This is a genomic window from Mesorhizobium sp. 131-3-5 (assembly GCF_016756575.1).
Taxonomy (GTDB): domain Bacteria; phylum Pseudomonadota; class Alphaproteobacteria; order Rhizobiales; family Rhizobiaceae; genus Mesorhizobium; species Mesorhizobium jarvisii.
The window spans coordinates 5,313,329-5,339,730 of sequence record NZ_AP023254.1 but is presented as its reverse complement, the minus strand read 5'-3'; the positions used below and the strand labels follow the sequence as shown (position 1 = coordinate 5,339,730).

Below are 26,402 nucleotides of genomic sequence, written 5' to 3'. Positions count from 1 at the left end.
CGAACTTGCCGGCAGCGGCCAAATTTCCGACAAATATCAATACTATGGCCACGCCTACTTCTCCGATGACGCGGCCCCCGGCGCATCCATGGCAGGCTCCAACTCAAGAAAACCGGTTGTTGGCATGAAGATTCGCGTCGCGCTTGTTTCCGCATTGCTGGCCGTCTCCGGCTGCACCACCTTGAGCGGCAAGGGCCCTACCGTGACTCCGACACCGGCCTCGACGCCTCCGACAAACGGCAAGGTCACCAAGTCGATCATTTCGGCGATGGACGGCGGCCTCGTCGGCGGCTCGATCGGCAATGGCCTCAGCGACGCCGAGAAGCGCAGTGCGCTCGAGGCCGAATACAAGGCGCTTGAATATACGACGAGCGGTCAGAAAGTGGCGTGGAAGGGCGATCAGGCTTCGCACTATGGCGAGGTGGTTCCGGCCCAGCCCTATCGCGTCGGTTCGCAGGACTGCCGCCAATACACGCAGACGGTGTTCACCGGCGGCGCCGGGGTGACGGCGCGCGGAACCGCTTGCCGCAATGCCGATGGCAGCTGGACGCCGCTAACCTGACAGCTGCATGTCGCCCAAAAGTGCGCAGCGGTTTTGGGACAATGACATGCACCAAAAAACGGACCGGCCCAGCTCCGGTTGACGTCGATCAAGGACGTCAGGCGCGCTGACCGTCAAAGCGTCGCAGGATGCCTGTGTTGGCAGGGCGGGGCTCTGTCGTTATTGGAAGAACCATGCTGTTCTGGGTCATAGCCGCGATACTGACGCTCGGCGCGAGCCTGGCGGTGCTGCTGCCGCTGGCCGCGGGAGCCAAGGGCACGTCGTCGAGTGGCGATCACGATCTGGAAGTCTATCGCGACCAGTTGTCCGAGCTTGACCGCGACGCCGGGCGCGGCTTGATCCAGCCGGTGGAAGCGGCCGAGGCGCGCGCCGAAATCGCGCGCCGCATCCTGCGCCTCGACAATGCCGATACGGCCGGCAAGGCATCGGCCCGGCCGGCTTCGGCCACGGCGCGGCTTGTCGCGACCGTGGCCGTGCTGGCGGTCCCGCTGGTCAGCTGGGGTGTTTACAGCCAGATCGGCTCGCCTGACTTGCCGGCGCAGCCGCTCAGCCAACGGCTGACCAAGAACCCGGCCGACAGTTCGGTCGACGAATTGGTTGCACGCGCCGAGGCCCACCTTGCCGCCAACCCGTCCGACGGCAGGGGGTGGGACGTGCTGGCCCCGGTCTATCTGCGCATGCAGCGCTTCTCCGACGCGGTCGCCGCGTACCGCAATGCCATCCGCCTCGCCGGCGACAGCGCTGTTCGCCAGGCCGGCCTCGGCGAGGCAATCGCCGGTGCCGCGGGCGGTATCGTTTCCGCCGATGCCCAGGATGCCTTCGAGGCGGCGCTGAAGCTCGATCCCGCCAATGCCAAGGCCAGCTTCTACCTGGCCGTTGCCTTGGCGCAGGAGGGGCGCAACAAGGAAGCGACCACGGCCTGGCAGGCGATGCTGGGCACTTTGCCGCCGGATTCGCCATGGCGCAGTGCCGTCGAGCAGGCACTGGCAAAATCCGCTAGCCCCGAAGTCGCTTCCGGCGCGGCCGCGAAGGGCCCCGATGCCGCAGATGTCGACGCCGCATCCTCCATGTCGCCGCAGGATCGCGAAGCCATGATCAACACCATGGTCGCCGGCCTCGACGAAAAACTGCGGCAAAATCCGCGAGACACGGAAGGATGGATGCGGCTCGTTCGTTCCTATGTCGTGCTGGGCAAAACCGATCAGGCGCGCGAGGCGCTCGGTCGCGCCATCGCCGTCTTTGGCGCCGGCAGCGACGAAGCCAAGAAATTCACCGCCTTTGCCGCCTCGCTCGGCCTGACGGCGACGGAGTAAAACGTGTCATGACACGCAAGCAGAAGCGATTGTCGGTCATTGTGGGCGGATTGGCTTTCCTGGGTGCCGCCACCGGGCTGACCTTCTACGCGCTTGGCCAGAAGGCCTCCTACTTCTACATGCCGGCCGACCTCACCACGGCGAGCGTCCAGCCCGGCCAGCGCATCAGGCTCGGCGGTTTGGTCGAAAAAGGCACCATCCAGCGCGGGCAGGGCGCGACGGTCGCCTTTTCGGTCACCGACACGCACAAATCGGTCAAGGTCACCTATACCGGAATCTTGCCCGACCTCTTTCGTGAGGAGCAGGGCGTCATCACCGAGGGCAGTTTCGGTCCGGACGGCGTCTTTGTTGCCGACAGCGTGCTTGCCAAGCATGATGAGCGCTATATGCCCAAGGAAGTGGCCGACGGGCTGAAGGCCAAGGGCGTCTGGCAGGAGAGCAAGAGTGAATAGCCCTGGCGGGAGAGCAAGAGTGAATTGCGGAAACAACCATGGTTGAGACCGGACATTTCGCCCTGGTCCTGGCGTTTGCGCTTTCGCTGGTGCAGACGATCGTGCCGCTGTTCGGCGCACGCCTCAACAACCAGCGCCTGATGGCTGTCGGCGGTCCTGTCGCCGTGACCGGCTTCGCGCTGACGGCGCTGTCCTTTGTCGCATTGGCGAGCGCCTATGCGAACTCCGATTTCTCCGTGGCGAGCGTCTGGGAAAACTCGCATTCGCTGCAGCCGATGATCTACAAGATCACCGGAACCTGGGGCAATCACGAAGGCTCGATGCTGCTCTGGGTGCTGATCCTGACCTTCTTTGGCGCGCTTGTCGCCGCTTTCGGCTCCAATCTGCCGGCGACGCTGCGCGCCAATGTGCTGGCCGTCCAGGGCGCTATCGGCGCTGCCTTCTTCCTGTTCATCCTGGCGACGTCCAATCCTTTCATCCGGCTCAATCCGGCGCCGATCGAGGGCCGCGACCTCAACCCGGTCCTGCAGGATCTCGGCCTCGCCATTCATCCGCCGCTGCTCTATCTCGGCTATGTCGGCTTCTCCATCTGCTTTTCCTTCTCGGTCGCCGCCCTGATCGAGGGGCGCATCGACGCCTCCTGGGCGCGCTGGGTGCGGCCATGGACGCTGGTCGCCTGGATGTTCTTAACTGGCGGCATCGCCATGGGGTCGTACTGGGCCTATTACGAACTCGGCTGGGGCGGTTTCTGGTTCTGGGATCCGGTCGAGAACGCCTCCTTCATGCCGTGGCTGGCGGGCACCGCGCTGCTGCATTCGGCGATCGTCATGGAAAAGCGCTCGGCGCTGAAGATCTGGACGCTGCTGCTCGCCATTCTCACCTTTTCGCTGTCGCTGCTCGGCACCTTCCTGGTCCGTTCGGGCGTGCTCACCTCGGTGCATGCCTTCGCCACCGATCCGGCGCGCGGCGTCTTCATCCTGTGCATCCTGACGCTGTTCATCGGTGGCTCGCTGGCGCTGTTTGCGCTGCGCGCCTCGCGATTGACCGCCGGCGGCCTGTTCCATCCGATCTCGCGTGAAGGCGCGCTCGTCCTCAACAATCTGTTCCTGACCACGGCGACCGCCACAGTGCTCGTCGGCACGCTCTATCCGCTGGCGCTGGAGGCGCTCACCGGCGACAAGATCTCGGTCGGGGCACCGTTCTTCGACCTGACCTTCGGCCCATTGATGCTGCCGCTTCTGGTCCTCGTGCCGTTCGGCCCGCTGCTCGCCTGGAAGCGCGGCGACATCATCGCCGCGTCTCAGCGTCTTATGGCGGCCTTTGCCACGGCGCTGGCGGCGATGCTCGTCACCGGCCTGTTTATCGACGGCGCCTCGGTGTTCGCCGCCCTCGGCATCGGCCTTGCGGTCTGGCTGGTCGCCGGTGCGCTCACCGACCTTGCCGTCAAGTCCGGCGTCGGATCGGTTGCGCCGGCGGTCATGCTCAGGCGCTTTGCCGGCCTGCCGCGCTCGGTCTTCGGCACGGCATTGGCCCATCTCGGCCTCGGCCTGACCTTGCTCGGCATCGTCGCCACGCTCTCTTTCGGCACCGAGAAGATCCTCACCATGCGCGCCGGCGAGACGGTGGAATTGTCTGGCCATACGCTGCGTTTCGTCGGGCTTTATCCGGCGCAGGGGCCAAACTACAGCGAGGACCGTGGCCGCTTCGAGCTGATCGGTGTCAGCGGCAGTCCTGTCGGCGAAATCAGTTCCGCCAAGCGTTTCTATCCGGTGCGGCAGACGACGACGACGGAGTCCGGCATCAAGACCCTTGGTCTTTCCCAGCTCTACCTATCGCTTGGCGACGAGGCCAAGGACGGCACGGTCGTGGTGCGCCTGTGGTGGAAGCCGCTGGTGACACTGATCTGGGGCGGCGGTCTGGTGATGATGGCGGGCGCCGCCATGTCGCTGATGGACAGGCGTCTGCGTGTCGGCGCGCCCTCGCGCCGGCGCAAGCAGGCGAACGTCGTGGCGCCCACGGTCCTGCCATGAAGGCAAGGTTCTGCGCCGCGTTGCTCGTCCTGATGCTGGCGCTCGGCTTTGCCGGCACGGCGCTGGCGGTGAAGCCTGACGAGATGCTGGCCGATCCGGCGCTCGAGGCGCGGGCGCGGGCGCTGTCGGAAGGCCTGCGCTGCATGGTCTGCCAGAACCAGTCGATCGACGAATCCGATGCCGACCTTGCCCGCGACCTGCGCATCCTGGTGCGTCAGCGCCTCGTCGCCGGCGATACCGACCAGCAGGTCATGGACTATGTGGTTTCGCGCTACGGCGAATTCGTGCTGCTGAAGCCGCGCTTCGACCTGCGCAACGCACTGCTTTGGGGCACGCCGGCGCTGTTGCTGCTGGTCGGAGGCGTGTTCATCGTGCTGACCGCGCGCTCGCGCCGACCCCTGGCGACAAAGAGCCTGTCCGCCGATGAACAGGCGGCATTGGACGCTATCCTGCACCGCGACTGACGGCTCCCTTCGACCGCCAACATTACCAAAGTTTCATGCGTCGGAAATGGCGCGGTAATGTGCGCCGCTCTAATTCTCCTTTCCTGAGGATGCCGATCAAGCCGCGTCCCTTTGAAAGAGGATACGAGACCCCATGAATATTGCCCCCAATTCATACTCCCGCACCCGCAAGCGTCTCCTGGCTGCCGCCGCTTCCGTCGCCGTTGCCGGCGTGATCGGCGTTGGCGCGCTGACCAGCGGAACCAGCCCTGTTCTGGCCGATGCCGTACGCGTCGAGGCGCCGCAGGTGCAAGGTTTCGCCGATGTCGTCGAGCGCGTGTCGCCCGCCGTGGTCAGCGTCAAGGTGAAGGCCAAGATCCAGCCGACCGCCGATGATGGCTCCGATGGCCAGGACGGCTTCGACAATCTTCCCAACAATCCGCAACTGCGCCGCTTCTTCAAGGAATTCCGGGGCTTTGGCGACCAGGGCGGCCAGGATGACGAAGGCCATCGCCGCTTCGGTCACCGCGACCACAGCAATGACCAGCCGCGCCCGGTGGCGCAGGGCTCCGGCTTCTTCATCTCCGAGGACGGCTACCTCGTCACCAACAACCACGTCGTCGAAGAGGGCACCGCCTTCACCGTGGTGACCAATGACGGCAAGGAACTCGACGCCAAGCTGGTCGGCACCGACCCGCGCACCGATCTCGCCGTGCTGAAGGTCGAAGGTGGTGGCAAGTTCACCTATGTCGACTTCGCCGACGATTCCAAGGTTCGCGTCGGCGACTGGGTCGTGGCAGTCGGCAATCCGTTCGGCCTCGGCGGCACCGTCACCGCCGGCATCGTATCGGCGCGCGGCCGCGATATCGGCGCCGGCCCCTACGACGATTTCCTGCAGATCGACGCCTCGGTCAACCGCGGCAATTCGGGTGGTCCGACCTTCAACCTCAACGGTCAGGTGGTCGGCATCAACACGGCGATCTTCTCGCCCTCGGGCGGCAGTGTCGGCATCGCCTTCGACATTCCTGCCTCGACCGCCAAGCAGGTTGTCGAGGACCTGATGAAGAGTGGCGCGGTGCAGCGCGGCTGGCTGGGCGTCGAAATCCAGCCGGTTACCTCGGACATCGCCGAATCGCTCGGTCTGAAGTCCAACAATGGTGCGTTGGTGTCGAGTGCCCAGGACGAAGGTCCCGGCAAGAAGGCCGGCATCACGGCTGGCGACGTCATCACCCAGGTCGACGGCAAGGATGTTGCCTCGCCGAAGGAACTCGCCCGCCTGATCGGCGCCTATTCGCCCGGCAAGTCGGTTGACGTCACCGTCTGGCGTGGCGGCAAGAGCCAGACGATCAAGGTCGATCTCGGCAAGCTGCCGGCCAGCGACAAGCAGGCCGCGAACGATCAGCAGCAGCCACCCGCCGCTCCGGCGAAGCCTGATACGCTGGCCGATCTCGGCCTCACCGTCACCAAATCCGAAAACGGCAAGGGCCTTGTGGTGACCGATGTCGATCCCGACAGCGCTGCGGCCGACCGCGGCATTCAGCCGGGAGACATCATCACCGCGGTCAATTCGAACGAAGTGAATGGCACCGAGGATGTCACCAAGGCGATGACCGACGCGGTGAAGTCCGGCCGCAAGGCGGTGCTGATGCAGGTAACCCGCGACAACAACAACCGTTTCGTCGCGCTGCCCGTCGCCAAGGGCTGACAACGACTTTTCCGGTGCGGCGGTATCAAACACCCCCGAGCCGCCGCACGGGAAAGCATGGAGCCGGGTACGTTAGTCAGTCATCGTGCTCTCCTCCAGCGGCAGCGGGCCTCCCATCGCCCGCTGCCGCACATTCTAAAAGCCGCCCAAAAACGCTGCCTCGGGCCTGAGCCGAGAGAATGTGATGATTTGCCCGATCATGCCTCGAAGCGGGCGTGTCCAGGATGAAGACAATCACAGAGTAAGATTCTTCCGCGCGGGACCTCGATCATCTTGATCGCGATGCGCTTTGGCAAAGGCTAAAATGCAGATGTCGGCCACTCAACCTTCCAGCGAAATCGCGTATAACGGCCCTATGAAGATTCTCGTCATAGAAGACGATCGCGAGGCTGCCGATTATCTGCAGAAAGCCTTCACCGAGGCTGGTCATACCGCCCATGTCGCCGGTGACGGCGAGACCGGTTTTGCGCTTGCGGATGCCGGCGACTATGACGTGATGGTCATCGACCGGATGATGCCGCGCCGCGACGGTCTGTCGGTCATTGCCGGTCTTCGCTCCCGCGGCAACACCACGCCCGTGCTGATCCTGTCGGCGCTGGGCGAGGTCGATGACCGGGTCACCGGCCTGCGCGCCGGCGGCGACGATTATCTGACCAAGCCCTATGCGTTTTCCGAACTTCTGGCTCGCGTCGAGGTGTTGAACCGCCGTGCCAGTGCCAAGGAAGCCGAAACCGTCTACCGGGTCGGCGACCTTGAACTCGACAGGCTGTCGCATTCGGTGCGCCGGGCGGCGCGCGAGATCACCCTGCAGCCGCGCGAGTTCCGCCTGCTCGAATATCTGATGCGCCATGCCGGCCAGGTGGTGACGCGCACCATGCTGCTCGAAAATGTCTGGGATTATCATTTCGACCCGCAGACCAATGTCATCGATGTCCACGTCTCGCGGCTGCGCGGCAAGATCGAAAAAGGCTTCGACAAGCCGATCCTGCATACGGTTCGCGGCGCCGGCTACATGCTGAAGGGCGGCTAGGCGACAGCATGGCTCTCTCCGTGCCGGCCATCATGAGGACGACGGCAGCGCGGCTTTCGGCGCTTTACCTTCTGCTCTTCGCGCTCTGCGCCGTGCTGCTCGTCTTCTACATGACCTCGCTTTCGGCGCGCATGCTGACGGCGCAGACGCAGGAGACCATCAACGACGAAGTGCTGGGCCTCGCCCGCGCCTATCAGCGCGGCGGCCTGCCCGTGCTGGTGCGCGTGGTCGAAAACCGCTCCCGCCAGCCTGGGGCCAACCTCTATCTCATCGCCGATGCCAACGGCCAGATTCTAACCGGCAACGTACAGAGCCTCGAGCCGGGGGTGATCGACACCGAGGGTTGGACGACCGAGCCGTTCTCCTACAAGCGCTTTGGCGAAGGCGAGCTTGATCGCCTGCGCAGCGGAACGTCAGACCAGACGCCGCCGCCTGCGACCGGCGAGAACGCGGTGCCGGCCGAAGGCGAGAAGGGCCACAACGCCATTGCGCTGGTGCTGCGGCTGCCTAACCAGATGATCATGCTGGTCGGCCGCGATCTTGGCGAACCGGAGCGCTTTCGTGCCGTCATCCGCCGTGCGCTGACGCTGGCGCTCGGCATGATGGGGCTCGGCGGACTGCTAATCTGGTTCTTTGTCGGCCGCGCCGCGCTGAAGCGCATCGACAGCGTGTCGGAGGCCAGTCGTCGCATCATGGGCGGTGATCTCTCGGGCCGGCTGCCGGTGACCGGCGCCGGCGATGAATTCGACCGGCTTTCGGAAAATCTCAATTCCATGCTGGCCAGGATCGCCACGCTCAACGAAGGCCTCAAGCAGGTTTCCGACAACATCGCGCATGATCTGAAGACGCCGCTGACCCGGCTGCGCAACCGCGCCGAAGCGACACTTTCGGGCAAGCACAAGCCCGCCGATTACCGCCAGGCGCTGGAAGGCACCATCGCCGAGTCCGACCAGCTGATAAAGACCTTCAACGCCATCCTGATGATCTCCCGGCTCGAGGCCGGATATTCGTCAGAGCACACCAATCGCGTCGATCTGGCGGCGGCCGTGCGTGATGTCGCCGAGCTCTACGAGCCGGTGGCGGAAGAGGCTGGCGTTTCGCTCGAAGCCGACGTGAATGGCGCTTTTCTTGTCGACGGCAACCGCGAGCTGATCGGCCAGGCGCTGTCCAACATCGTCGACAATGCGATCAAATATTCGACGGACTCCACATCCAAGCCGGCCGTTCGCGTGACGCTCGAGCGGACCCATGGCGAGATCAGGCTTTGTGTCGTCGACAACGGCCAGGGCATTCCGGACGATGCCGATCGGGCCCGGGCGACCGAACGTTTCGTGCGGCTGGAGAAGAGCCGTTCGCAACCGGGCTCCGGCCTTGGCCTCAGCCTCGCCAAGGCGGTCATGAGTTTCCATCATGGAAGGCTTGATCTCTTGCCTGGCAATCCGGGACTATCCGTGGTCATGAGTTTCCCCGCACGGGAGGATCACTGATGGCTGCGGCTGCGAAGCGGACGGTCACGGACTGGCAGTTGAAGCCTGCCCTTGGGCTCGCCCCTCTCGACGAAGCCAGGTCGCGGCAGGAACTGGCCGAAATCGCCGCGGCGGCACGCGAAGAAGGGTTGACGCGGCTGGCCAAATTCCTGGCCGGCAAGGGGGAGGGCCGGGATTTCTTGGCCGCAGTCTTCGACCTCTCGCCGTTTTTGCGTGACGCGGCGCGGCGCAGGCCTCGTATCCTGGATGCCCTTTTCGACCAGCCGGTCGAGGCGCGCCTGGAGGCGATCACCGCCGCGATCGAACAGGCGCCGTTGGCCGAGGCGGTCTCCGAATCCAGCCTGATGATGGAACTGCGCCAGTGCAAGGCCGAGGCACATTTCCTGATCGCGCTGGCTGACCTTGCCGGTGAGGCGGAAACGTCGCTGACCGTGCGGCGGTTGAGTGATCTTGCCGATGCCTGCTCTCGCGCGGCCGTCGACTTCCTGCTGCGCGACGCGCATGGCCAGGGCAAGCTCAAACTGCGGGATCTCGACAACCCGTCGCTGCAATCGGGCTGGATCCTGCTCGGCATGGGCAAGCTTGGCGCGCATGAGCTGAATTTCTCCTCCGACATCGATCTTGTCGTCTTCTTCGATCCGGAAGCGCCTGCCGTGGTCGACCCGCTCGACGCCACGGAGCTGTTTTCGCGGCTGACGCGGCGCTTGGTGCGCATCCTGCAGGACCGCACCGAGCACGGCTATGTCTTCCGCACCGATCTCAGGCTGCGTCCCGATCCCGGTTCGACGCCGCTGGCGATTCCGGTTGAAGCGGCTCTGCGCTATTACGAGGCGCGCGGCCAGAACTGGGAACGCGCGGCGATGATCAAGGCGCGTCCGGTGGCCGGCGATCTGGCTGCGGGTGCTGCATTCCTCAGGGAACTCCAGCCCTATATCTGGCGCAAATACATGGACTACGCGGCGATTGCCGACGTCCATTCGATCAAGCGCCAGATCCACGCCCACAAGGGCCATGGCGAGATCGCCGTGAAGGGCCATAACGTCAAGCTCGGCCGCGGCGGCATCCGCGAAATCGAGTTCTTCGTCCAGACCCAGCAGCTCATCGCCGGCGGCCGCTTCCCCGAACTGCGCGGCCGCGAAACGGTGCCGATGCTTGGCCAGCTCGCCGCGCGCGGCTGGATCACCGCCGATGCGCGTGACGCACTCGCCCGCCAATACTGGTTCCTGCGCCGTGTCGAGCATGCCGTTCAGATGGTGGCGGACGAGCAGACGCATACGCTGCCGGAAGACGATGAAGGGCTGGAGCGCATCGCCCACATGCTGGGCTTTGCCGATGCGGCGGCGTTTTCCCTGGCGTTCCGCGCCTCGCTGCAGCAGGTCGAACGCCATTATGCAGCACTGTTTGAAACGGCCCCGGAGCTTTCGGCGGGGATCGGCAATCTGGTCTTCACCGGCGATGTCGATGACCCCAACACGCTGCAGACCTTGCAGGGTCTCGGCTTCCAGCGGCCGAGCGACATCTGCCGCGTCATCCGCGGCTGGCATTTCGGCCGCTATCGCGTCACCCAGTCGGCGGAAGCGCGTGAGCGGTTGACGGAATTGACGCCAGCGCTGCTCAAGGCCTTCGGCCAGACGCGCCGGGCGGACGAAGCCTTGATCCGTTTCGACGAATTCCTTGCCGGCCTGCCTGCCGGCATCCAGCTGTTCTCGCTGTTGCAGTCCAACCCGGCGCTGCTCAAGCTGATGGCGACGATCATGGGCGCCGCGCCTCGGCTGGCGGCGATCATCACGCGCCGGCCGCATGTTTTCGACGGCCTGCTCGACCCGGCCTTGCTGACTGAACTCCCCGACCGCGCCTATCTCTCGGCACGGCTTTCCGCCTTCCTTGAAGGCGACAGGGCCTATGAGGAGGTGCTCGACCGGCTGCGCATCTTTGCCTCGGAACAAAAGTTTCTGATCGGCGTGCGGCTGCTTGCCGGTTCGATCGATCCGGCCCGCGCCGGCCGCGCCTTTTCCGATCTCGCCGATCTCACCATCGAGGCGGCGTTGCAGGCGGTGACCGCCGAATTCGCGGCGCGCCACGGCACGATCGCCGGCGGCGTGGTTTCGCTGCTCGGCATGGGCAAGCTCGGCAGCCGCGAATTGACCGCGGGATCGGACGTCGATCTCATCCTGCTCTACGACCATGACGCGGACGCCGAGGACTCCGACGGCGACAAGCCGCTGGCGCCTTCCCACTACTACACCCGCATGACGCAGCGGCTGATCTCGGCCGTATCGGCGCCGACGGCGGAAGGAGTGCTCTACGAACTCGACCTGCGGCTGCGGCCGTCCGGCAACAAGGGGCCCGTGGCCACCCACATCGATGCCTTCAAGAAATATCAGCGCCAGGAGGCCTGGACCTGGGAACACATGGCGCTGTCGCGGGCACGCGCCATTGGCGGCGATGCCGGCCTGTGCGCCGAGGTCGAAGCGGAAGTCGCAGCCGTGCTTGGCCAGCCGCGCGACGCGGCAAAGGTGAAGACCGAAGCCTCGGACATGCGCGCCATGATCGAGAAGGAAAAGCCGGCACGCGATCTCTGGGACATCAAGCTGATTCCCGGCGGGCTGATCGATCTCGAATTCATCGCCCAGGTGGCTGTCATCACCGGGAAGGTCGAGGCCGGGCCGCGTGTCACCGGTACGGCGGAGATCCTGTCCCGCCTCGCGCCTGGCTTCGCCGGTGCCGGGGTCAGGCAAGAGCTTGGTGCCGCCTTCGCACTCTATCTGGCGCTGACCCAGATGACCCGGCTGTGCCTCACCGGCCCGTTCGAGCGCGACGACGTTCCGCCGGGGCTTTCGGATCTGCTTCTGGCGGTCACCGACCTGCCGGATTTCGGTGTGCTGGAAGCACATCTCAAGGAGACGTCGCAGAAGGTCAGGAAGGACTTTGATCTTTTGCTTCATGCCGGACGACCATGAAATAACTGTCGAAGCATCGGACCCAAAAGTGGAAGCCGGTTTTGGGAAAATCCGATGCTCGAACAATGAGATCGAGCGGCAACAGGATCGAAGATCCGCCGCTCTCGCATCGGGGGTGACGATGCAACAGGAGAAGACCATGAGAAAGTCAACCAAGCTTGCCCTCGCCTTCGCAGCACTTGCCGGCGCCGTCGGCACCACCGCCTATGCCGAAAACAATGCCAGCGCGAAAATGCGCGACGGCATGATGGCCCGACTCGACAAGGCGATGACCTATTCAGGCGGCGCCATCACCTTCGACCAGTTTTCCGACGCCATGAACGCGCGGCTGAAGAAGCTCGTTGCCGACAATGGCGGCAAGCTGACCGTCGCCCAACTCGCCGACGCGCTGGAGAAGGCGCGCTTCGAGCGGATGGCCAGGCGCATCATCGCCCGCTACGACACCAAGGGCGACGGCACGCTGACCACGGATGACATCACCGGTCGTGAGAAGAAGGTGTTCGCCATGCTCGACAAGAACAATGACGGCAAGATCGAGAAGAGCGAACTGCCGAAGGGCCATCGCCTTGGCCATCACCGCCAATCGGATGATGACGACGGCGTCCAATAACATTGTTTGATCAAGGCTCCGGCGATATCGCTCGGAGCCTGCTGCTCAAGCGGCGGCCCTGACGGCCGGCGGCGCCTTCTTCACTGGAATGCGCACCGACACGATCGTGCCGACACCTTCGGTCGAACGGATCTTCAGCGCGCCGCCCTGGAGCTCGGCCAGCGAACGTGAGATGGCGAGACCGAGACCGGACCCGGCATGGTTCTTGGAGAACTGGTTTTGCACCTGTTCGAAGGGTCGGCCGAGCTTGCCGAGCGCCTCTTTCGGGATGCCGCAGCCATTGTCCTCGATGGTCAGCACCAGCGCGCCCGATGTGTTGCGGGCCCTGACCGATATATGGCCGCCCTGGCCGGTGAACTTCACCGCGTTGGACAGAAGGTTGATGACGATCTGCTTGATCGCCCGGCGATCGGCGAACAGACTCAGAGCGTCGGCGATGCGCGTTTCCACCGTGATCGCCTTTTGCGCTGCCTGCAACGAGACGACGCGCACCGTCTCGCTGATCAGCGGACCGAGGTCGATCTGCTCCTGGTCCAGCGAGAACTGGCCGGCCTCGATCTTGGACATGTCGAGAATATCGTTGATAACGCCGAGCAGGTATTTGCCGCTGCTGTTGATGTCGGTGGCGTACTCCTCGTAGCGCGCCGACCCCAGCGGACCGAACAGCCGCTGTTCCATCAACTCGGAGAAGCCGATGATGGCGTTCAGCGGCGTGCGCAACTCATGCGACATGTTGGCCAGGAATTCGGACTTGGCCCGGTTCGCCGCCTCGGCGCGCTCGGTTTCCTTCATGTATTTGCGGTTGAGGTCGACGAGTTCGCGCGACCGCTCCTCTTCGGCCCGCCGCGCGAGGCTGAGATCATGGATCGTCGCCATCAGCCGCCGTTCGCTGTCGACCAGCTTCTCCTGATGCAGCTTGATCTGGGTGATGTCGGAGCCGACCGAGACGATGCCGCCGTCCCGGGTCCGAAGCTCATTGACCTGCAGCCAGCGGCCGTCGGACAGCTGCCGCTCGAAAGTGGCGCCACCTTGCGGACCATTGGTGTTGGCAAGCCGGCGTTCGGACGCAAAGGCCAGCATCCGCCCTTCCAGCGAAGCGCGTGTCACACCCGGCATCACGTCGCGATCCGACAGTCCGTTGTCCTGCTGGTATTTGGAGTTGCACATGATCAGCCGCTGCGCCGAATCCCACAGCACGAAGGATTCGTTGATGTTCTCGATCGCTGTTCTCAGGCGAAGGTCGGCGGCTTCGGACCGCAACGCCAGATGGCGCTGTTCGGTGACGTCGACGGCGATGCCGATCAGCTGGAGTTCCGGCGCCTCCGGATCCATGACCTGCGCACGAGCACGCATCCACACCCATTGGCCATCGGCATGCCGCATCCGGAACACCTGGTCGATGTGGTCGATTTCGCGAGCGACGATTCTATTGGCGAGCTCGAACAGGTCGCCATCTTCGGGATGGATGATCTCGTCGACCTCGCCGAAGGACAGCATCGTATCGCAGGGCTCGTAGCCCAGCATGTCGTACATGGAACGCGACCAGTACATCTTGCCGCGCACCATGTCCCAGTCCCACAGGCCGCAGCGGCCACGCACCAGCGCCATGTCGATGCGCTGATGCGCTTCGAGATAGATGCGGTCGGCGGCCTGGGCGCGCGCCGCCTGCCCGAAATAGGCGTAGAGGATGATGATCAGCACGCCGGCCGTCAGCACGAACAAGGTGACGTTGAGCGAGACGGTCTTGCGCCACGTGTCGAAGACCGCCTCTTGCGGCACCAGCGCCGCCGCGGCTCCCTTGCGATCCTTGGCCACGCTGACCGCGGCGTACCAGTCCTGGCCGCCGATGTTGACCTCCATGACGCCGGCACGGTCGCCGAACATGAACAGCGGCTGGCCGCCCTGGACGAGGCCGTCGAGCGAATGGCCTTGCCAGGGCATCGAGCGCGGCGTCACCGCGGTGATCCTGAAAGCGCTGTCGGTGATGACGAGCACATGGCTGCGGCCCATCGCGCCCTGGCGGCTGGTGGTCTCCAGCAGGTCCTGGACAGCGCCGGGCACGGTGTCCGAGGTGGTGGCCAGCGAACTGGCCAGCTGGCCCGCCGCCAGCGTCAGGATCGCCTTGGCGTCGCGTTCGACATCGTCGCGCTCATTCATCAGCGACAGCACGCGCAGCGCCGCGATGACGAGCAGGAAGATGATGATGAGGGCCGGTATCGACCGGCGCAGCAGCGGTTCGGCGGCCAGAAGCCGCTTGTAGGCCGGTTCGGCAATGAGCCGCGTATTCCCGGCAAGGCCGTCGCTGCGCGCCTCGCGACGCGCAAAAACCATCCCACCGGGCGCGCCCCACGCGTCCGCCTTTGCCATAAATGGCACTCCCCGAATTGCCTATGCTGCTTTGTGATCCGGCAAACGCCGCACTTCCGAATCGTCAGTAAAGAATCAAACGTGATTCGCCTTGTCCAGTGGCCCGGCGAAAAAAGATTAAAAATCGACTAAAATAATGCGCTTCTGCTGGTGCGGCGGCTGGGCCTTCTCCCACACGGGAGAAGGCAAGGGCGCCTAGGCCAGCGTGCGCTCGACAATATCGCGCAGGTCCGCCGACAGGTTTTCGGCATTGGCGATCGAAAGCAGCGCCTCCCTTGCCTTGGCCTGCCGGCCCGGCTCGAGCGAACGCCACGACCGCAGTGCCGTCGCCAGCCTTGCCGCCACTTGCGGATTGCGCTTCTCGACCTCGAGCACCGTTTGCGCGAAGAATCGGTAGCCTTCGCCGTCGGCGCGGTGGAAGCCGGTCTGGTTGGCGCTGGAGAATGTGCCGATCAGCGAACGCACCCGGTTCGGATTGGCCATCGAGAAGGCCGGATGGGCGGTTAGAGCCCGGACCGTGTCCACAGCCTGCGGCCCCGGCACGCTGGCCTGGATCTGGAACCATTTGTCCATGACCAGCGGATCGGATGCATAGGTCTTTTCGAAAGCCGCCAGCGCCTTGTTTGCCTCCGGCGAGGCGTGATGGCGATGCGCGAGCACGGCAAGGGCGGCCGCGCGGTCGGTCATGTTGGTCGCCGACTGGAAATGCCCGGCCGCCAATGCCGCTCCGCCCGGCAGCAGCGAGAGATAGTCCAGCAAAGTGTTGCGCAGGGCGCGTCGTCCCGCGCTCGCCGCGTCCGGGCTGAAGGGGGCCTTGTCGGCAAGGCTGTGGTAGAGTTCGGAAAATGCCTCGCCATTGGCCGTAGCGATCGCCAGCGCAAGGGTCTGCCGGGCTGCATGAATGGCATCGGGGTCGATGTTCTTGCCGATGTCGCGGGCGATGTCGGCATCGCCCGGCAGTGCCAGCGCAAGCGCCCGGTAAGCAGGCTCCAGCGTCTCATCGCCGGCGATGCTGCCGGCGAGCTCCGTCAGTCGTGTCGCGAAGACCGGATGCTTGCCGCCAAGGAACTCGCGGAAGGCAACGATCAGCGCATCGGTGAGCAGCGTGTTGAAGGCTTGCCAGCGCGAAAAGGCATCGCTGTCATGGCGGGCAAGGAAGAACTGGTCGTCGGCCTTCTGCTCGACCGACAGCGTCACCGGCGCCGAAAAGCCGCGGTTGAGGGACACCGCCGGACGTTCAGCAACGCCCGAGAAACGCACCATATGGCGGCGCTTGCGTAGATGGATGACGCCGTCCTCGACGCTGGCGCCCTCGACGCCGCTAAACGCGACAGGCTTGCCGCCGGCGCCAATCAGCCCGAAGGCGAGAGGAATATGCATCAGCCGCTTACGGCTTTCGGAGGGTGTCGGCGGCACCGACTGCTCGATTTCGAGCGTGAATTCCTGCGCGGCCTGATTGTGCGTCGAACTGACCGTCAGATTGGGCGTGCCAGCCTGATGGTACCAGAGCGCGAACTGCGACAGGTCGCGGCCGGATGCATCCTCGAACACTTTGATGAAATCCTCGATGGTCGCCGCTTCGCCGTCATGCCGCTCGAAATACAGGTCCATGCCGGCGCGAAACGCATCTGCTCCCAGGATGGTGCGGATCATGCGCACCACTTCGGAGCCCTTTTCGTAGACCGTCGCCGTGTAGAAATTGTTGATCTCACGGTAGCGGCGCGGCCGCACCGGATGCGCCAGCGGACCCTGGTCCTCGGGAAACTGGTGGGCGCGCAGCGTGCGCACCTCGGCGATGCGCTTAACCGCGCGCGAGCGCTGGTCGGCGGAGAATTCATGGTCGCGGAACACCGTCAGGCCTTCCTTCAGGCAAAGCTGGAACCAGTCGCGGCAAGTGATTCTGTTGCCTGTCCAATTGTGGAAATACTCATGCGCGATGATCGCCTCGATATTGGCGAAATCGGCGTCCGTCGCGGTCTCCTCGTCGGCCAGCACATATTTGTCGTTGAAGATGTTGAGGCCCTTGTTCTCCATCGCGCCCATGTTGAAGTCGGACACCGCAACGATGTTGAAGACATCGAGGTCGTATTCGCGGCCAAACGCCTCCTCGTCCCATCGCATCGACCGCTTCAGCGCGTCCATGGCATAGCCGGCCAGCTTCTCCTTGCCGCGCTCGACATAGATGCCGAGTTCGACCTCGCGGCCCGACATTGTGACGAAACTGTCGGCGACCTGGCCAAGATTGCCGGCCACCAGCGCGAACAGGTAGGATGGCTTGGGGAAGGGGTCATGCCAGACGGCATAATGCCAACCGTCGCCGATATCGCCCTTGTCTCCCGGATTGCCATTGGACAGGAGCAGCGGCGCCTCGTCACGGAGCGCCTCGATCCGCACGGTGTAGGCGGACAGGATGTCGGGGCGATCGAGGAAATAGGTGATGCGGCGGAAGCCCTCGGCCTCGCATTGCGTGCAATAGACGTTGTTCGAGCGGTAGAGACCCATCAGGGCCTCGTTACCCGCCGGGGCTAGCTCGGTCTCGATCAGCAGTTGGAAGCGCCGCGCGCCCGGCGGCTTGAGAATGGTGAGCTGATCAGGTGTCACCAGCAGGTCCGCCGGTTTTGCCTTCTTGCCGTTGATCTCGAGGCGCTTGAGCGTCAGCCCATCGCCGTCGAGCACCAATGGCGCCGCCGCGGCTACGCCGTCGCGGCGTTCGACCGTCAGTGTCGCGGTGACGATCGTGGCCTCGGGCGAAAGGCGGAAGGTGAGGTTGGTCTGCGGAATGAGATAATCGTTGGGGCGATAGTCTTCGAGCTTGAAGACCTGGCCGGTGTCCGTGCGCATTCCGTTGTTTTTCCTGTCGATTGCGTTGGACGCGGAGTTCCCACTGGTCCAAGAAATTTGAAGTCCGCGCTCTTTACACGAAATGGTCCCTCGACAAAACTCGGCCGATGCCTATTTCAGGCATTCGTTCTCCACATCCCCGCGAGGCAGCCATGACCGTCGTCACACCGAAATTCGGCATGGGCGCTTCCGTGCTGCGGCGCGAGGATACCGCCTTCATCCAGGGCCAAGGCCGCTACACCGACGATATCAAGCCGGACGGCGTGCTGCACGGCTATGTCCTGCGCTCGCCGATCGCCAAGGCAAGCTTCACCATCGGCTCGATCGACGCGGCGAAGGCGGCACCCGGCGTCCATCTCGTGCTGACCGGTGGGGATGTCACCCATCTGCGCGATCTCAAGTCCGGCGTCATGCAGGCACAGCCGGACGGCACCAAAGCGCCGACGCGCGACATTCCGATCCTGTGCCGGGACCGCGTCAACTATGTCGGCGATGCGGTTGCCTTTGTGGTCGCCGACAGCCGTGCCTTGGCGCAGGATGCCGCCGAACTGATCGAGGTCGATTATGACGGCGAGGACGCCGCCTCCGGCACTGCGACGGCGCTTGCGGAGGGCACGCCGCTGGTCTGGCCGGAACTCGGCTCCAACCGCGCCTTCACCTATCATATCGGCGACAAGAGGAAGACGGACGCGGCCTTCGCCGGGGCCGCTCACGTCACGCGCATCGAATTCGTCAACAATCGGCTGGTCTGCAACTACATGGAGCCGCGCTCGGCGATCGGCGAATGGAATGTCGGGGAAAACCGCTTTGTGCTGACCACCGGGTCGCAGGGCGTGCATTCCATGCAGTACATCCTGGCCAGCGTGTTCAAGATCAAGAAGGACCAACTGCGCGTCATCACGCCCGATGTCGGCGGCGGTTTCGGGCCGAAGAGCTTCGTCTACCGCGAATATCCGCTGGTGCTAGAGGCGGCGAAGCGGCTTGGCCGCCCGGTGAAGTGGGCTGGCGACCGCACCGAGCACTTCCTCACCGACGCCCAAGGCCGCGACAATGCGGTGACGGCCGAAATGGCGCTCGACAAGGACGGCCGCTTCCTCGGCATGAGGGTCGAGCTGCTTGCCAATATCGGCGCCTACATCTCGCAATATGGCCCTTTCATTCCCTATATCGGCGTCACCATGTCGACCGGCGTCTATGATATCAGGGCGCTCGATGTCTCGGTGACCGGCCTCTACACCAACACCTGCCCGGTCGACGCCTATCGCGGCGCCGGGCGTCCCGAGGCGGCGTTCCTGTTGGAAAAACTGGTTGACGCCTGCGCTCATGATCTCGGCCTGCCTGTCGAAGAGATCCGCCGCCGCAACTTCATCCGGCCCGAGCAGTTTCCCTATCGCACGCAGACGGGCCGTCTCTACGACAATGGCGAATTCGAAGGCCATATGGACCGCGCCATCGAACGGTCGCAGTGGAAGGCGTTTCCGCAGCGGCTGGAACAGTCCAAAGCCGGCGGCAAGATCCGCGGCATCGGCATGGCCACCTATATCGAGGCCTGCGCCTTTCCGGGCTCGGAGCCGGCCTTTGTCGAGCTCAATGGCGACGGCACGGTGACGCTGAAGATCGGCACCCAGACCAACGGCCAGGGGCATGCCACCGCCTATGCGCAGTTCCTGTCGGAAAAACTCAATCTCGATATCGACAAGATCCATGTCCGCCAGGGCGACACCGACGAATTAAAGGCGGGCGGCGGCACAGGCGGCTCGCGCTCCATTCCGCTGGGGGGTGTCTCGGCTTCCCGCGCCGGCGAGGATCTGGCCAACAAGATCAAGCGCATCGCCGCCGACGAGCTTGAGGCCTCGGCCGGCGATATCGAATTGTCCGATGGCGTTGCCCGCATCGTCGGCACCGACCGGAGCATCGATTTCTCGAGCATCGCCAAGGCCGCGAAGACGCCGGATGACCTTAAGGGGTTCGGCGAGTTCGTGCAGGACGAGTGCACCTATCCGAACGGCACCCATATCTGCGAGGTCGAGATCGATCCCGACACCGGCGCGACCGAGATCGTCAGCTACACCATCGTCGACGATTTCGGCGTCACCGTTAATCCGATCCTGCTCGCCGGCCAGGTGCATGGCGGCGTGGTGCAAGGCATCGGCCAGGCGTTGACCGAGAACACCATCCATGGCGAGGATGGGCAGCTCTTGACGGCGAGCTTCATGGACTATGCCATGCCGCGCGCCGACAATTTCCCGTTCTTCCATTTCGAGACCCGCAACGTGCCTTCGACCACCAATGCACTGGGCATCAAGGGCGCGGGCGAGGCCGGCACGATCGGCTCGACACCGGCGGCGCTCAATGCCGTCACCGATGCGCTGTGGCGCGCCTATGGCATCAGGCATATCGAGATGCCCGCGACGCCGGCGCGCATCTGGGCCGCGATCAGGGGCGCATCGCCGACGTGACATCAGGGGCGGAACCAGGAACGACGGGAGGCCACGGCACGCTGAGGGGCATCGCGCTGAAGATCGTGTCCGTCGCGGTCTTTGTCGGCATGCAAACCTGCATCAAGGCGGCCGGTGACGTGCCGGCGGGGCAGATCGTCTTCTTCCGCTCCTTCTTCGCCATCTTCCCGATCATTGCCTTCCTGGCATTGAAGGGACAGCTGCCGACGGCATTCGTCACCAAACGTCCCTTCAACCATGTCGCGCGCGGCGTCGTCGGCGTCGGCGCCATGGGGCTGGGCTTCTTCGCGCTCACCAGGCTGCCGTTGCCGGAGGCGATCACCCTGAACTATGCGCAGCCGCTGTTGGTCGTGGTGTTCTCCTCGGTCTTCCTTGGCGAGTCGATCCACGTCTATCGGTGGAGCGCGGTCGCCGTTGGTCTTGTCGGCGTGCTCATCATTTCCTGGCCGGAGCTGACGCTGCTCAACTCGGATGAAGGGCTCGACGACCAGGAGGTCCTGGGCGTCATGGCTGCGCTGGTGGCCGCGGCGATCTCGGCGGTCGCCATGCTGCTCGTGCGCAATCTCGTGCAGACGGAGAAGACGGCGACCATCGTCCTGTGGTTCTCGTCGACGGCCAGCGTGCTCTCGCTGCTGACACTGCCTTTCGGCTGGCAAGCTCTGACGCCGACGCAAGCCGCGCTGCTCGTCATGGCCGGCTTCTGCGGCGGCCTCGGCCAGATCCTGATGACGTCGGCCTATCGCCACGCCGAGGCCTCGGTGGTGGCGCCGTTCGAATACACCTCGATGATCCTCGGCGTTGTCGTCGGCTATTTCATTTTCGGCGATGTGACCTCGCTCAACACGCTGATTGGCGGTGCGATCGTGGTGGCCGCCGGCATCTTCATCATCTGGCGCGAGCGGCAACTGGGCCTGGAGCGCACGCGAACGCGCAAGGTGACGCTGCCGCAGGGGTGAGGAGAGGTCCGCGTAGCGGACGGAAAGCCAATTGCTTGGCTTTCCGAACGACGAACGCCCGGAGCGAAGGGCCGGTCTCCTCAGTTACGACCGTTCGCTCCGCTCCTTCGCCAGCCGCACAAGCACCGCACGAGTCTGCTCGTCGGCCGGGAAGAAAGACTCGATCGCCAGTTCCGACAAGGTCACGTCGATCGGGGTGCCGAAAACGGTGATGGTGCTGATGAACGACAGCACCTGATCGCCATGGGCGAGCCTGAGCGGATGCACGATGGCATTCGGCTCGACGGGTGTCGGCCTGCTGCCCTTCAGCCCGGACGGATAGCTGCGCAGCTCGCGCTCCAATTCGACCAGCACCGGGTCGCCGCTGGCATCATTCTGGTGTTTGAGACGCTCAAGCAGATGCGTGCGCCATTCCGCGAGATTGACGATGCGCGGTGCGATGCCGCCGGGATGCAGGGAAAGGCGAAGTACGTTGACCGGCGGCGTCAGCAGCGAAGCCTCGCTGACATCGGCAAGGAAGGGAGCGATCGCGGCATTCGCCGAGACCAGGTTCCAGTGCCGGTCCACGGCCAGCGCAGGGAAGGGCTCGTGTCCCTTGAGCACGATCTCGACCGCTGCCATCGCCGGCGCCAGCGTCGTGTCGCTGAGCGGCCGTTCGCTGAAGCTCGGCGCGAAGCCGGCGGCCAGCAGCAGCTGGTTGCGCTGCCTCAGCGGGATCGAAAGCTGCTCCGCCAGATGCAGCACCATGTCGCGCGAGGGCGCGGCGCGCCCGCTCTCGACGAAGGAGAGATGCCGCTGCGAAATCTCGGCCTCCGTGGCGAGGTCGAGCTGGCTCATGCGGCGCCGCGTGCGCCATTCGCGGATCAGACTGCCGGCGGAGGTTTGGGCTGATGTCATGTGAAATGGTTAGGCTGACGGGGGCGGCATTTCAATTACCAGCGAGGTTATGGCGATCTACGAGAGTGCCCGCAGCTTCGCCTTCACCTCGAGAAAATCCCGCCATGCCAGCTTCTTGTGCGCCGGTGTGCGCAGGAGATAGGCCGGATGCAGCGTCGGCATGGCCGGAATGGCGATGCCGGAGGCGGTGGTGTGGACACGCCAGTTGCCACGCAGCCGCAAAATGCCTTCCGAGGTGTTGAGCAAGGTCTTGGCCGACGGGCCGCCGAGATTGACCAGCACCTTGGGATTGACCAGCTCGATCTGCCGCTCGATGAACGGCCGGCAGATCTCAGTCTCGTGCGGCGTCGGCGTGCGGTTGCCCGGCGGCCGCCACGGGATGACGTTGGCAATGTAGACCGAAGTGCGGTCGAGCCCGATCGCGGCCAGCATGCGGTCAAGCAGCCGGCCCGAGCGGCCGACGAAGGGCAAGCCCTCAATGTCCTCGTCGCGGCCCGGCGCTTCGCCCACCAGCATCACCGCGGCGTCCGGGTTGCCGTCGGCGAACACCAGGTTCTTGGCGGTGGCCTTGAGATTGCAGCCGTCGAAGGCAGCCATGTGCTGGCGCAACTCGTCCAGGGTCGTTGCGGTTGTCGCCAACTGGCGCGCAAGCGCCGCCTGAGCCTCGTCTGGCACCGCGGCGACCGATGAACGCGCCGGCGGCGCATCCGGTACGTTGCTTGCATCCAGTCCGGGCGGTGCCGCTGGCCGCTCCGCCGCCTTCTCCTCGTGAGGTGGCGCCACCGGCGCCGGTGCGCGCTCGACAGATCTCGGCGCCGCCTCGGCGAAGCGATTCACCGGGGCGTCTTCCAGCGCCTCGTCGACGCCGGCGCTGGCATAGAAGGCCAGGATGTCGGCAATATCGGTCGGGCTATTGGGGGACGCGGCAGTCATGGCGCGCACATTCATCCGCACGACTGCAATTTGCAAGACCGGCGGCTTACCCTATCCCGTCGGGATGCGCGGATCCTGCACCAGATAGAAGGTCCATCGCGGCGTGTAATCGGTCATCAGGAACTCGAAGCTGACGGTCCTCAGCGGGTCGACCTTGCCGTTCTTGAACAGCAGCCGGTCATAGGGCTCGAACTCCCGGTCGAAATCGGCGAAATTGCTCGACCAGATATTGTCGGGCGTCTTGTTGCGTTGGTCGAAGGAAAACCCGTCTCCAAACACGCTCGGCTGATCCAATATCTCCTGAAGTTCGAACTGGAATTCGATCCAGGCCTGGCCGCTGTTGTTGAGCACGTTGATGCGCATATACATGATGCCATTGGCGAATTCGCCCGCCTTGCCGAATGTCTGGATCGGCTTGGTCGTGCGGATGGTCAGCGTCACCGGTGTTGCCGAATTCAGCTCTTCGGTGATGACCAGCGGATCGTCCTTGGTTCCGATGCCGGAGGCTCCGGTGATGCGGAAGCCGCCAAGCTCGTCGGAGAAGGAGTAGGCGCCTGTCGCCCAGACCTTCACCTCGTTCGTTGTGGCGTGCCCCGGTGCCGACGTCAGAAGGGCCAGAAGAATCGCCCGGCAGGCCCGGCCGGGCGGGAAAAGAAAGCGCGTCGAAGAAAAGCCCGCTGGCCCAGGAAAGCGCATGGCGGGAAGTATGGCCGATAAGCAAGCCGCCGAACAATTAAAAAACGCAGGCGTGGCCGGTCTTACCGGGCGCAAATGCCTGCCCCGCCGCAAGATGCGCGACTTTTTGGCCAAATCCGCATTGTCACGTCTGCGCCGGTTTCCTGTCGCCAATTGATGCGCTATGCAGCGCAGGAGCCAGCAAGATACGCAACAGCGGCAAGCCAGTGCGGAGGGGTTGATGAGCGATATCGAACGCGAAAGCATGGAATTCGACGTGGTCATCGTCGGTGCCGGTCCGGCCGGCCTTGCCGCGGCCATCCGCCTCAAGCAGGTCAATCCCGAGCTTTCCGTCGTCGTGCTGGAAAAGGGCGGCGAGGTCGGCGCCCATATCCTCTCCGGCGCCGTGGTCGATCCGATCGGCATCGACCGGCTGCTGCCCGGTTGGCGCGAGGAGGAAGGTCACCCGTTCAAGACGCCCGTCACGGCGGATCATTTCCTGGTGCTCGGCCCGGCTGGCTCATTCCGCCTGCCCAACATATTGATGCCGCCGCTGATGAACAATCACGGCAACTACATCGTCTCGCTCGGCAATGTCTGCCGCTGGCTGGCCGGCAAGGCCGAGGCGCTCGGCGTCGAGATCTATCCGGGCTTTGCCGCCGCCGGCCTGCTCTACAATGAGGAGGGCGCCGTCACCGGCGTCGTCACCGGCGACATGGGCGTCGAGAAGGACGGCACGCATGGGCCGGGCTTCGCGCCGGGCATGGCGCTGATGGGCAAATATGTGCTGATCGGCGAAGGCGCGCGCGGCTCGCTCGCCAAGCAGTTGATCGCCAAATACAAACTCTCCGATGGCCGCGAGCCAGGCAAATACGGCATCGGTCTCAAGGAACTCTGGCAGGTCAAGCCGGAGAACCACCGGCCGGGCCTGGTCCAGCATTCCTTCGGCTGGCCGCTCGACATGAAGACCGGCGGCGGCTCCTTCCTCTACCATCTCGAGGACAACCAGGTGGCGGTCGGCTTCGTCCTCCACCTCAACTACAAGAACCCGTATCTGTCGCCCTTCGAGGAATTCCAGCGTTTCAAGACCCATCCGGCGATATCAGGCACGTTCGAGGGCGCCAAGCGACTCGGCTATGGCGCACGCGCCATCACAGAGGGCGGCTGGCAGTCGGTGCCGAAACTGTCCTTCCCAGGCGGCGCGCTGATGGGTTGCGCCGCAGGCTTCGTCAACGTGCCGCGCATCAAGGGCTCCCACAATGCCGTGCTGTCGGGCATGCTGGCTGCCGATCATGTCGCCGAGGCGATCGGCGCCGGCCGCGCCAATGATGAACTCACTTCCTACGAGCAAGCCTGGCGCGCGACCGATATCGGCAAGGATTTGAAGAAGGTTCGCAACGTCAAGCCGCTGTGGTCGCGCTTCGGCACCATCGTCGGCGTCGGTCTTGGCGGCCTCGACATGTGGCTGAATACGCTGTTCGGCATCTCGCCCTTCGGCACGCTGAAGCACGGCAAGGCCGACTATGCCACGCTCGAGCCCGCTGCCCAGCACAAGAAGATCGCCTATCCGAAGCCCGACGGCGTGCTGACCTTCGACCGCCTGTCCTCGGTGTTCCTGTCCAACACCAATCACGAAGAGAACGAGCCGGTCCATCTGCTGGTCGGCGACATGGATCTGCAGAAGCGGTCCGAGCACGATGTCTTCGCCGGGCCTTCGACACGCTATTGCCCGGCCGGCGTCTATGAATGGGTCGACAAGGACGGCAACGCCGCCGCCGATCCGGCGGCAAAGGACGTCCGCTTCGTCATCAACGCGCAGAACTGCGTCCACTGCAAGACTTGCGATATCAAGGACCCGAACCAGAACATCAACTGGGTGCCGCCGCAGGGCGGCGAGGGGCCGGTCTACCAGGGCATGTGATCTCGCGCGGCAGGGCGGTTTCGGCCTCGGCGGCAAGAAAATGCAGGTAGGGCTGGCCGCGAGGGCATGCAGGCCAGCAGAAACGTTGAAACGGCCACCGGTCTATGGTTCCTTCTCTGGAGATAGGGAGAAGGCCGATGCGCCGGACAGTTCTGACATGCCTCGTCGCCATCGGAGCGCTGTTTGCGCCACAGGCCTCGGCCGGCACCAGGGCAGTGGTCCAGACGCGGACCTACGACGTCACCGGAAGCTCGGGCACCGCCCTCGTCGACGCGATGGACAGAAAAGGCCCCCGGCACGGCTTCATGACGCATGCCATCGCCACAACTTCCTATACCGTCGACTGGGACCTCGACGCCGGCCAGGGCAACGGCTTCTGTCGGATGCGAGGGGTCAATGGCACGCTGAATCTTTCCTACACCTTCCCGCGCCTTGCCTCACCCGCGACGTCGGCGCTGAAGAGGCGCTGGAACAAGTTTTTCGCAGGTGTTCGCGCCCATGAGGAAACACATGGGCGCATCGCCAGGGAGATGATGCGCGCTACGGAAAGGTCGATAACCGGCCTGCAAGTCGTCAACGACCCGTCCTGCTACAAGACGCGCCGCGAGGCGCGGCTGCGCATCCAGGCGATCTATGCCGAATATGAGGCCAAACAAAACGCCTTCGATCGGCGCGAACACAGCGATGGCGGCCATGTCGAGCATCTGATCGCTGCCTTGACCGGAAAACCTTGAACCAGGGCAATTCCAGGAAAAGTGTAA

20 protein-coding genes are annotated in these 26,402 nt (G+C 64.3%); 15 read left to right on the top strand and 5 right to left on the bottom strand.

Translation table 11 applies throughout. From position 1 onward, the window contains the following. Positions 1 to 124: 124 nt before the first annotated feature. The 10 genes from JG747_RS26295 (at position 125) to JG747_RS26250 (ending at position 12,592) form a co-directional block, all read left to right on the top strand. The gene (locus tag JG747_RS26295; protein WP_202362356.1) at positions 125 to 562 is read left to right on the top strand and encodes a hypothetical protein; all 438 of its coding nucleotides are present in this window, start codon (positions 125 to 127) and stop codon (positions 560 to 562) included. A 173-nt stretch (positions 563 to 735) separates the two neighbouring features. Further along, complete coding sequence (gene ccmI, locus JG747_RS26290; RefSeq protein ID WP_202360349.1) at positions 736 to 1,875, top strand: c-type cytochrome biogenesis protein CcmI; 1,140 nt, start codon at positions 736 to 738, stop codon at positions 1,873 to 1,875. Between the two features lie 8 nt (positions 1,876 to 1,883). Beyond that, positions 1,884 to 2,327, top strand: coding sequence for a cytochrome c maturation protein CcmE (ccmE, locus tag JG747_RS26285; RefSeq protein ID WP_010915048.1), 444 nt, complete (start codon positions 1,884 to 1,886; stop codon positions 2,325 to 2,327). Positions 2,328 to 2,365: 38 nt separating this feature from the next. Further along, entirely contained in the window at positions 2,366 to 4,357 is a 1,992-nt protein-coding gene (locus JG747_RS26280; protein ID WP_038645596.1) for a heme lyase CcmF/NrfE family subunit, read from the top strand. Beyond that, entirely contained in the window at positions 4,354 to 4,821 is a 468-nt protein-coding gene (locus JG747_RS26275) for a cytochrome c-type biogenesis protein (protein WP_038645598.1), read from the top strand. Before JG747_RS26280 ends, JG747_RS26275 begins: the two co-directional genes overlap by 4 nt. A 133-nt stretch (positions 4,822 to 4,954) precedes the next feature. Beyond that, positions 4,955 to 6,505, top strand: a complete 1,551-nt coding sequence (locus JG747_RS26270) for a Do family serine endopeptidase (RefSeq protein WP_202360348.1) — start codon at positions 4,955 to 4,957, stop codon at positions 6,503 to 6,505. 355 nt (positions 6,506 to 6,860) lie between these two features. Beyond that, positions 6,861 to 7,535 (top strand): response regulator transcription factor, encoded by a 675-nt coding sequence (locus JG747_RS26265; RefSeq protein ID WP_027046649.1) that lies wholly within the window; start codon positions 6,861 to 6,863, stop codon positions 7,533 to 7,535. Positions 7,536 to 7,543: 8 nt separating this feature from the next. Beyond that, positions 7,544 to 9,022, top strand: a complete 1,479-nt coding sequence (locus JG747_RS26260; RefSeq protein WP_064985049.1) for a sensor histidine kinase — start codon at positions 7,544 to 7,546, stop codon at positions 9,020 to 9,022. Continuing rightward, the gene (locus tag JG747_RS26255; RefSeq protein ID WP_202360347.1) at positions 9,022 to 11,982 is read left to right on the top strand and encodes a bifunctional [glutamine synthetase] adenylyltransferase/[glutamine synthetase]-adenylyl-L-tyrosine phosphorylase; all 2,961 of its coding nucleotides are present in this window, start codon (positions 9,022 to 9,024) and stop codon (positions 11,980 to 11,982) included. Before JG747_RS26260 ends, JG747_RS26255 begins: the two co-directional genes overlap by 1 nt. A gap of 139 nt (positions 11,983 to 12,121) precedes the next feature. Continuing rightward, positions 12,122 to 12,592 (top strand): hypothetical protein, encoded by a 471-nt coding sequence (locus JG747_RS26250; protein WP_064985111.1) that lies wholly within the window; start codon positions 12,122 to 12,124, stop codon positions 12,590 to 12,592. A 45-nt stretch (positions 12,593 to 12,637) separates the two neighbouring features. Here the strand turns inward: JG747_RS26250 and JG747_RS26245 are convergent, their stop codons facing one another. Then, positions 12,638 to 14,959, bottom strand: a complete 2,322-nt coding sequence (locus JG747_RS26245) for a PAS domain-containing sensor histidine kinase (protein ID WP_202360346.1) — start codon at positions 14,957 to 14,959, stop codon at positions 12,638 to 12,640. A gap of 195 nt (positions 14,960 to 15,154) precedes the next feature. Then, entirely contained in the window at positions 15,155 to 17,800 is a 2,646-nt protein-coding gene (gene pepN, locus JG747_RS26240; RefSeq protein WP_202360345.1) for an aminopeptidase N, read from the bottom strand. Positions 17,801 to 17,952: 152 nt separating this feature from the next. Here pepN and JG747_RS26235 point away from each other — a divergent pair, with 152 nt between their 5' ends. Together JG747_RS26235 and JG747_RS26230 are read left to right on the top strand one after the other, a co-directional pair. Beyond that, the gene (locus JG747_RS26235) at positions 17,953 to 20,259 is read left to right on the top strand and encodes a xanthine dehydrogenase family protein molybdopterin-binding subunit (protein WP_202360344.1); all 2,307 of its coding nucleotides are present in this window, start codon (positions 17,953 to 17,955) and stop codon (positions 20,257 to 20,259) included. Then, positions 20,172 to 21,215 carry an EamA family transporter gene (locus JG747_RS26230; protein ID WP_019857159.1) on the top strand — a complete coding sequence of 348 codons (1,044 nt, stop codon included), beginning with the start codon at positions 20,172 to 20,174 and terminating at the stop codon, positions 21,213 to 21,215. Before JG747_RS26235 ends, JG747_RS26230 begins: the two co-directional genes overlap by 88 nt. Positions 21,216 to 21,299: 84 nt before the next feature. Here the strand turns inward: JG747_RS26230 and JG747_RS26225 are convergent, their stop codons facing one another. Genes JG747_RS26225 through JG747_RS26215 form a run of 3 tightly spaced genes read right to left on the bottom strand, consistent with a single transcriptional unit; the run spans position 21,300 to position 23,741 of the window. After that, positions 21,300 to 22,112, bottom strand: coding sequence for a helix-turn-helix domain-containing protein (locus JG747_RS26225; RefSeq protein WP_019857160.1), 813 nt, complete (start codon positions 22,110 to 22,112; stop codon positions 21,300 to 21,302). A gap of 57 nt (positions 22,113 to 22,169) precedes the next feature. After that, positions 22,170 to 23,045, bottom strand: coding sequence for a uracil-DNA glycosylase (locus tag JG747_RS26220; protein WP_038645612.1), 876 nt, complete (start codon positions 23,043 to 23,045; stop codon positions 22,170 to 22,172). 51 nt (positions 23,046 to 23,096) lie between these two features. Then, positions 23,097 to 23,741 carry a hypothetical protein gene (locus tag JG747_RS26215; protein WP_019857162.1) on the bottom strand — a complete coding sequence of 215 codons (645 nt, stop codon included), beginning with the start codon at positions 23,739 to 23,741 and terminating at the stop codon, positions 23,097 to 23,099. Between the two features lie 10 nt (positions 23,742 to 23,751). On the opposite strand from JG747_RS26215, the gene JG747_RS26210 reads away from it, so the two are divergent. The 3 genes from JG747_RS26210 to JG747_RS26200 all read left to right on the top strand — a co-directional run bounded on the left by JG747_RS26210 (position 23,752) and on the right by JG747_RS26200 (position 26,375). Continuing rightward, positions 23,752 to 23,898: a hypothetical protein gene (locus JG747_RS26210; protein WP_155249083.1), complete on the top strand. Its 147-nt coding sequence runs from the start codon at positions 23,752 to 23,754 to the stop codon at positions 23,896 to 23,898. Positions 23,899 to 23,961: 63 nt separating this feature from the next. Further along, entirely contained in the window at positions 23,962 to 25,641 is a 1,680-nt protein-coding gene (locus JG747_RS26205) for an electron transfer flavoprotein-ubiquinone oxidoreductase (protein ID WP_064985042.1), read from the top strand. Positions 25,642 to 25,778: 137 nt separating this feature from the next. Beyond that, the gene (locus tag JG747_RS26200) at positions 25,779 to 26,375 is read left to right on the top strand and encodes a DUF922 domain-containing Zn-dependent protease (protein WP_064985041.1); all 597 of its coding nucleotides are present in this window, start codon (positions 25,779 to 25,781) and stop codon (positions 26,373 to 26,375) included. Positions 26,376 to 26,402 lie beyond the last annotated feature (27 nt).